Raw genomic sequence first — 7,235 nt, forward strand, 5'->3', positions numbered from 1 at the left:
GCCCGACGAGCTACCAGGCTGCTCCACCCCGCGCCTGAAACGTGGCAAATTTTACGCGTTTTGAGTAAAAAATGCAAATAATGCTGGGATTTGGTACCGAGGACGGGACGTAAAATCGACCTGTAGTATAGTGATGTGGCTCACAGCTTGTCAACCTCACATTCTATGCAGAAGAAATGCGCTGCAGATCGCGGTAGGGTAATGCTGGTAACCTTCGCTGCCGACGCGGATTTTTTGAATAAAAATGCATGAATCCCTTCCGGTCCATGACAAAACATGATTAAATGAAAACTCACTTATTTTGCATAAAAATTCACTGACAGCGAAACGCGATTTCTCCTTCAGTCAATCACGCAGGGTTTTACTTTATGACGACGATTCTCAAGCATCTTCCGGCAGGTCAACGTATTGGTATCGCCTTCTCTGGCGGTCTCGACACCAGCGCAGCGCTGCTGTGGATGCGACAAAAAGGCGCGGTCCCTTATGCATATACTGCAAACCTGGGCCAGCCAGACGAAGATGATTATGATGCGATTCCTCGTCGTGCTATGGAATATGGCGCAGAGAACGCTCGTTTGATCGACTGCCGTAAACAGCTGGTTGCCGAGGGCATCGCGGCGATTCAGTGTGGCGCCTTCCACAACACCACCGGCGGCCTGACCTATTTTAATACCACCCCGTTGGGCCGCGCTGTGACTGGCACCATGCTGGTTGCCGCCATGAAAGAAGACGGCGTGAACATCTGGGGCGACGGCAGCACCTATAAAGGCAACGATATTGAACGTTTCTATCGTTATGGCCTGCTGACCAACGCCGAGCTGCAGATTTACAAACCATGGCTCGATACCGACTTTATCGATGAGCTGGGCGGCCGTCATGAGATGTCTGAATTTATGATCGCCTGCGGCTTCGACTACAAAATGTCCGTCGAAAAAGCCTACTCCACCGACTCCAACATGTTGGGCGCGACGCACGAAGCGAAAGACCTCGAGTTCCTGAACTCCAGCGTCAAGATCGTCAACCCGATTATGGGTGTGAAGTTCTGGGACGAGAGCGTGAAGATCCCGGCGGAAGAAGTGACCGTCCGCTTCGAGCAGGGCCACCCTGTAGCCCTGAACGGTAAAACCTTCAGCGATGATGTTGAGATGATGCTGGAAGCGAACCGCATCGGCGGCCGTCACGGTCTGGGCATGAGCGACCAGATCGAAAACCGTATCATTGAAGCGAAAAGCCGCGGCATCTATGAAGCCCCGGGGATGGCGCTGCTGCACATCGCTTACGAGCGTCTGCTGACCGGTATTCACAACGAAGACACCATTGAACAGTATCATTCTCATGGTCGTCAGCTGGGTAAACTGCTGTATCAGGGCCGCTGGTTCGACTCGCAGGCGCTGATGCTGCGTGACGGCCTGCAACGTTGGGTCGCCAGCCAGATTACCGGTGAAGTGACGCTGGAACTGCGTCGCGGCAACGACTACTCCATCCTGAACACCGTGTCTGACAACCTGACCTATAAGGCTGAGCGTCTGACTATGGAGAAAGGCGAGTCCGTGTTCTCACCGGACGATCGTATTGGCCAATTGACCATGCGTAATCTGGACATTACCGATACCCGTGAGAAGCTGTTCGGCTACGCGAAAGCGGGTCTGCTGACCGCGTCTTCCGCGACCGGTCTGCCGCAGGTTGAGAATCTGGAAAACAAAGGCAAATAAGCCCGCATCGTTGATGCAAAAGGCCGCGTAAGCGGCCTTTTTTGTGCCTTGAGTTGGCGGTCACTAACGGCGCCGCCATTCGCCCGGCGTCAGGCCGTAGTGCTTTTTAAAACTTTTCGAGAATGAGGCCAGGGACTGGAAACCACAGCGCTCAGCAATCACCTCCAGGCGAGCCTGGCGGTCCTCATGCAGTAATCGAGCGGCCAACGCCATTCGTAACTGCGTTAACCAGGCCTGCGGCGTCAAATGATAGGCGCGGGCAAAATGACGGGCGAAGGTCGCGCGGGATAAAAACGCTCTGGCCGCCATACTCTCCAGCGTCCACGGCTGTTCCGGCGTCGCCAGCACGGCGAGTACGGCAGGCATCAATCGTTCATCGCTCATCAACCTCAGCAGGCCGCCCGGCGGTGCTTCCGCGCCTAGCAGCGTTCGCAATAGCAGGACCAGCAGCGTTTCCCCGAGGCTTCGGACGATAGCGCTGCCGCCGGGATGATCCGCCAGGCTTTCACGAACCAGCACGTTGAGCAGTGTTTCCAGCTCCGGGCAGTCCTCACGTTCATCGGTATGCAGATGAATCAGTTCGATGTCCTCCGCAAACAGCCAGCTTACGTGCGGGCCAAAATAGAACTCGCCGCATAGCATCTCCAGGGCTTCACTGTCGGACCCGGTACGCATTTCGGTTAGCGTGCCGTTAAAGCGATGAGCGACCGGCAATACCTGTCCCCACTCCACCAGGCTTTCCATCAGATGCGGCGAGCCGTGCGGCAGCATAATCACATCGCCCGCCCGCATTTGCCGTGTCTCTTTGCCGACGGTTAACCGCCCTTCGCCGCTGAGCACAAAGTGCCAGGGAACCACGCCAGCCCGCATCTGATTGTGTCCCGCCTGCCAGCGACCGCCAAAGCGACAGTGCAAGTTCACTTCACAGCGCGGCGCCAGCAACATTAAGAGATGGCTAAGACTGTCCATACGACTCCTGAGACGATAAGACAAAAAGATGAGACGAAGAGCGCCAGTCTACCACGCCGTCGTGACCTAAGATGTCCCCATGCCACAACAAACCCTCGAACAACAGGAGTAAACCATGAGCCGTTTAGCAGAGATTCGTGAACAAGATGCCACCGGTAAAGCCGCTGAGATTTTTGGCGGGATCAAAAAAGCGATGGGCAAAGTGCCAAATGCCTATCTGACCATCGGCGGACACTCCCCGGCAGCGTTACAGCAGGCACTGGCACACAATGCGATGCTGCATAAAGGCAGCCTGAGCGCCCGGGAACTGGAGGCGATTAATCTCTCGGTCAGTGAAGCCACCGGCTGTGATTACTGCCTGGCAGCCCACACGCTGATGGCGAAAAAAGCGGGCTTCAGCGGCGAGCAGATCCACGCGCTGCGCCGAGGAGATTATAAGGAAGACGCGCAACTTGATGCGCTGGTGAAATTCGCGCAAACGCTGGTGAGCACCACCGGCACGCTGCCGGAAGCGGACGTCACCGCGCTGAAGCAGGCCGGTTTTAACGACCAGCAGGTGATTGAGATTATCAGCGCCGTCAGCGCGATTCTGTTCACCAACATGGTGAACCGGGTAAATGATACGGTCGTTGATTTCCCGAAAGCCGACTAGGCCCGTTTTCTACAGACGAAAAAAAAGACGCTTTTCAGCGTCTTTCTTTCGGAATATTGGTACCGAGGATGGGACTCGAACCCACAAGCCCGTTAGGGCACTACCACCTCAAGGTAGCGTGTCTACCAATTCCACCACCTCGGTACAGAATACTTAGTGCGGGATATCGCTGGTCGGCTGAGCCGGAGCCGCTGGCTGAGTGGTTTGCTCAGTCTTCGGTGCAGTCAGGTTATCCCACTCGCTTCCTTTATTGGTCTTGTTGCTGTTGATGTTGCCCAGAACCAGACTGATGATGAAGAACAGCGTCGCGAACACAGCAGTCATACGGGTCATGAAGTTACCAGAACCGTTAGAACCAAACAGTGTAGCGGAAGCGCCTGCTCCAAAGGAGGCTCCCATATCAGCGCCTTTACCTTGCTGCAGCATAACGAGGACCACAAGGCCAATCGCTACAATAAGGAAAACAACTAAAAGAGCTTCGTACATAATCAACCTGTTCCTTGCGGGGACACCGCGTACCAAGTGCTTCGACCAATTAAGCGGGACATTTAAGTTTCCCACTGAAGCGGGTGTGAATACTAACCAAAGCGAATGACCTTCGCAAGGGCAATTTCCACACATTGTATCAACTGCGGAAAAAAACAGCAAAACCACGCATTGTCTGCAATAAAAAGGCGGCAAGCGCCGCCTTTTTAGTCACTTAGGTCACGGCTTAAGCCGCTTTTACCGCATCAGCAATACGATGGGCAAGCTCTGTGACCTGCGCTTCGTCTTCGCCTTCCACCATCACACGAATCAGCGGCTCGGTGCCGGATTTACGCAGCAGCACGCGGCCTCGGTTACCCATCGCGGCTTCCGCTTCAAGGGCCGCCGTCTTCACCGCATCGCTTTCCAGCGGGTTGGATTTACCATCGGTGTAACGCACGTTGACCAGCACCTGCGGGAACATTTTCATGCCGCTGCACAGATCGTGCAGGCTCATGTGGTTACGCACCATGGCGGCGACCACCTGCAGGCCGGCAACAATACCGTCGCCGGTGGTGGTTTTGTCCAGCAGAATCACGTGGCCAGAGTTTTCCGCGCCAATGCGCCAGCCTTTCTCCTGCATTTTTTCCAGCACGTAGCGATCGCCCACTTTCGCCCGGGCAAACGGAATACCCAGCTGCTTAAGCGCCACTTCCAGCCCCATGTTGCTCATCAGAGTGCCGACCACGCCGCCGCGCAGTTGGCCCTGGCGCAGGGCTTCACGGGCGATGATATACATGATCTGGTCGCCATCAACCTTGTGGCCCTGGTGGTCAACCATGATGACGCGGTCGCCGTCGCCGTCGAGCGCGATGCCAACATCGGCTTTTTCTGCCAGTACGCGAGCCTGTAACGCACGTACGTCAGTGGCGCCCACTTCTTCGTTAATGTTCACGCCGTTCGGCTCGCAGCCAATGGCAATAACGGTCGCGCCCAGCTCACGCAGCACGTTCGGCGCGATATGGTAGGTCGCGCCGTTGGCGCAGTCGACCACCACTTTCAGGCCATTCAGGCTCAGTTCGTTCGGGAAGGTGCCTTTGCAGAACTCAATGTAGCGACCCGCTGCGTCAACGATACGGCTGGCTTTGCCCAGCTCGGCGGAGTCCACGCAGGTGATTTCTTTTTCCATTTCGGCTTCAATCGCCTCTTCGACTTCGTCCGGCAGCTTGGTGCCGTCGATAGAGAAGAACTTGATGCCGTTGTCATAAAACGGGTTATGCGATGCTGAGATAACGATGCCAGCTTCGGCGCGGAAGGTGCGAGTCAGATAAGCGACCGCAGGCGTAGGCATTGGGCCGGTGAACGAGGCTGACAACCCCGCCGCCGCCAGACCCGCTTCCAGCGCGGATTCCAACATATAGCCAGAGATACGGGTGTCTTTACCGATGATGATTTTGCGTGAGCCGTGGCTTGCCAGCACCTTGCCTGCCGCCCAACCCAGCTTCAGGACGAAATCAGGGGTGATCGGCGCATCGCCTACGCGACCACGGATCCCATCGGTACCAAAATATTTGCGATTACTCATAACGTTTATTTCCCTTCGCAGACAGGGTGGCCTCAACCACACGCATCGCTTCAACAGTTTCTTTGACGTCGTGGACGCGAACAATATGCGCGCCCTGCATGGCAGCAATCACCGCGCACGCCAGGCTGCCGCTAAGGCGCTCCGACGGCCCCACGTTTAGCAGCTGACCAATCATCGATTTGCGCGACATACCCACGAACAGCGGCAGGCCGAAATGATGGAATTCTGACAAACGCGCCAGTAATGCATAGTTATGGGAGAGATTTTTACCGAAACCGAACCCCGGGTCGAGCAACAATTTATCTTTTGAGATTCCCGCCCGCTCGCAGCGAGCAATTTGTTCAACGAAATAACGGTTCACTTCAGCAAAGACATCATCGTATTTCGGCGCGTCCTGCATGGTTTTCGGATTGCCCTGCATGTGCATCAGCGAAACGGGAAGTCCGGTTTCGGCCGCCGCCTCCAGCGCGCCCGGTTCACTCAGTGAACGGATATCATTGATGATATGCGCGCCGGCGCGGGCGGACTCACGAATCACTTCCGGTTTAGAGGTATCGACGGAGATCCACACTTCAAAACGCTGAGCGATGGCTTCCACTACCGGGATCACACGGTCGAGTTCTTCTTCAACGCTGACGTCCAGTGCGCCCGGACGGGTAGACTCTCCCCCCACGTCGACGATCGTCGCCCCGGCGTTAATCATCAGATTTGCATGTTTCACCGCCTCAACCAGCGTGTTGTGCGTGCCGCCGTCGGAAAAGGAGTCCGGCGTGACGTTGAGGATCCCCATCACGTGCGGATGAGAGAGATCCAGGATAGAGCCCTGGGCGGTGAGTTTCATAGCGAATCCTTTTGTTATCTATTTCTTCAATATAAAAAACCCCGGGGCAAGCCCCAGGGTTTCAGATGATGCACAGTCTTCCACGAGGGAGAACTTATTTGTCGCCCAGCTGCTCTGACATGGTGCCAGAGTCCGGCGCGCGCGGTTCATCAACCGGACGTGGTGCACTCGGCTTGCCGGTGCTGCCAGAGTTGTTGCTGTTGGATGAACCCGGTTCTTCCCAACCCGCTGGCGGACGCACGTCGCGGCGAGCCATCAGGTCGTCAATCTGCGGCGCATCGATGGTCTCATATTTCATGAGCGCATCTTTCATTGCGTGCAGAATGTCCATGTTGTCGTTCAGCAACTGACGCGCACGACCGTAGTTACGTTCGATCAGCGCCTTCACTTCCTGGTCGATGATACGCGCGGTTTCATCGGACATATGCTTCGCTTTGGCTACAGAGCGGCCCAGGAATACTTCGCCCTCTTCTTCCGCATACAGCAGCGGACCGAGTTTGTCGGAGAAGCCCCACTGAGTCACCATGTTACGCGCCAGGTTAGTCGCGACTTTAATATCGTTCGACGCCCCGGTAGAAACATGTTCGGCACCGTAGATGATCTCTTCCGCCAGACGACCGCCGTACAGGGTGGAGATCTGGCTTTCCAGTTTCTGACGGCTGGCGCTGATTGCGTCGCCTTCAGGCAGGAAGAAGGTCACACCCAGCGCACGACCGCGTGGGATAATCGTCACTTTGTGCACCGGATCGTGTTCCGGCACCAGGCGACCGATAATCGCGTGGCCCGCTTCGTGGTACGCGGTGGATTCTTTCTGCGCTTCCGTCATCACCATGGAGCGACGTTCCGCACCCATCATGATTTTGTCTTTCGCTTTTTCGAACTCAACCATCGACACAACGCGCTTGTTGCCACGAGCAGCAAACAGCGCCGCTTCGTTCACCAGGTTCGCCAGATCTGCACCGGAGAAGCCAGGGGTACCACGAGCAATGATTGCCGCGTCGATATCCGGCG

The 7,235-nt window shown here is 56.0% G+C and carries 6 protein-coding genes, 1 tRNA gene and 1 pseudogene; 2 read left to right on the forward strand and 6 right to left on the reverse strand.

The genetic code is table 11. The features are described 5' to 3' along the window. Positions 1 to 368 precede the first annotated feature (368 nt). Positions 369 to 1,712, forward strand: coding sequence for an argininosuccinate synthase (gene argG, locus ACW14G_RS21530; RefSeq protein ID WP_000207646.1), 1,344 nt, complete (start codon positions 369 to 371; stop codon positions 1,710 to 1,712). A gap of 63 nt (positions 1,713 to 1,775) precedes the next feature. Here the strand turns inward: argG and ACW14G_RS21535 are convergent, their stop codons facing one another. Further along, a complete protein-coding gene (locus ACW14G_RS21535; protein ID WP_419057149.1) occupies positions 1,776 to 2,681 on the reverse strand; it encodes a cupin domain-containing protein in 906 nt (301 codons plus the stop codon). A gap of 115 nt (positions 2,682 to 2,796) precedes the next feature. On the opposite strand from ACW14G_RS21535, the gene ACW14G_RS21540 reads away from it, so the two are divergent. Continuing rightward, on the forward strand, positions 2,797 to 3,333 hold the full coding sequence (locus tag ACW14G_RS21540) for a carboxymuconolactone decarboxylase family protein (protein ID WP_249022693.1): 537 nt from the start codon (positions 2,797 to 2,799) through the stop codon (positions 3,331 to 3,333). Between the two features lie 57 nt (positions 3,334 to 3,390). Here the strand turns inward: ACW14G_RS21540 and ACW14G_RS21545 are convergent. From ACW14G_RS21545 to ACW14G_RS21565, 5 genes and pseudogenes are all read right to left on the reverse strand, one after another. Beyond that, positions 3,391 to 3,477, reverse strand: a tRNA-Leu gene (locus ACW14G_RS21545). Between the two features lie 9 nt (positions 3,478 to 3,486). Next, positions 3,487 to 3,819 (reverse strand): preprotein translocase subunit SecG, encoded by a 333-nt coding sequence (gene secG, locus ACW14G_RS21550; protein ID WP_064541957.1) that lies wholly within the window; start codon positions 3,817 to 3,819, stop codon positions 3,487 to 3,489. Positions 3,820 to 4,045: 226 nt separating this feature from the next. Further along, on the reverse strand, positions 4,046 to 5,383 hold the full coding sequence (glmM, locus tag ACW14G_RS21555) for a phosphoglucosamine mutase (protein ID WP_163447790.1): 1,338 nt from the start codon (positions 5,381 to 5,383) through the stop codon (positions 4,046 to 4,048). Continuing rightward, entirely contained in the window at positions 5,376 to 6,224 is an 849-nt protein-coding gene (gene folP / locus ACW14G_RS21560; protein ID WP_163447789.1) for a dihydropteroate synthase, read from the reverse strand. Before folP ends, glmM begins: the two co-directional genes overlap by 8 nt. A gap of 94 nt (positions 6,225 to 6,318) precedes the next feature. Further along, positions 6,319 to 7,235: pseudogene (locus tag ACW14G_RS21565) on the reverse strand (ATP-dependent zinc metalloprotease FtsH); the annotation flags it as partial.

The organism is Kluyvera sp. (assembly GCF_965301105.1).

Excerpts from the sequence above, each read along its gene's own strand:
- glmM (WP_163447790.1), bottom strand. The coding sequence starts at position 5,383 with ATGAGTAATCGCAAATATTTTGGTACCGATGGGATCCGTGGTCGCGTA.
- secG (WP_064541957.1), bottom strand. The coding sequence starts at position 3,819 with ATGTACGAAGCTCTTTTAGTTGTTTTCCTTATTGTAGCGATTGGCCTT.
- folP (WP_163447789.1), bottom strand. The coding sequence starts at position 6,224 with ATGAAACTCACCGCCCAGGGCTCTATCCTGGATCTCTCTCATCCGCAC.
- ACW14G_RS21535 (WP_419057149.1), bottom strand. The coding sequence starts at position 2,681 with ATGGACAGTCTTAGCCATCTCTTAATGTTGCTGGCGCCGCGCTGTGAA.
- ACW14G_RS21540 (WP_249022693.1), top strand. The coding sequence starts at position 2,797 with ATGAGCCGTTTAGCAGAGATTCGTGAACAAGATGCCACCGGTAAAGCC.
- argG (WP_000207646.1), top strand. The coding sequence starts at position 369 with ATGACGACGATTCTCAAGCATCTTCCGGCAGGTCAACGTATTGGTATC.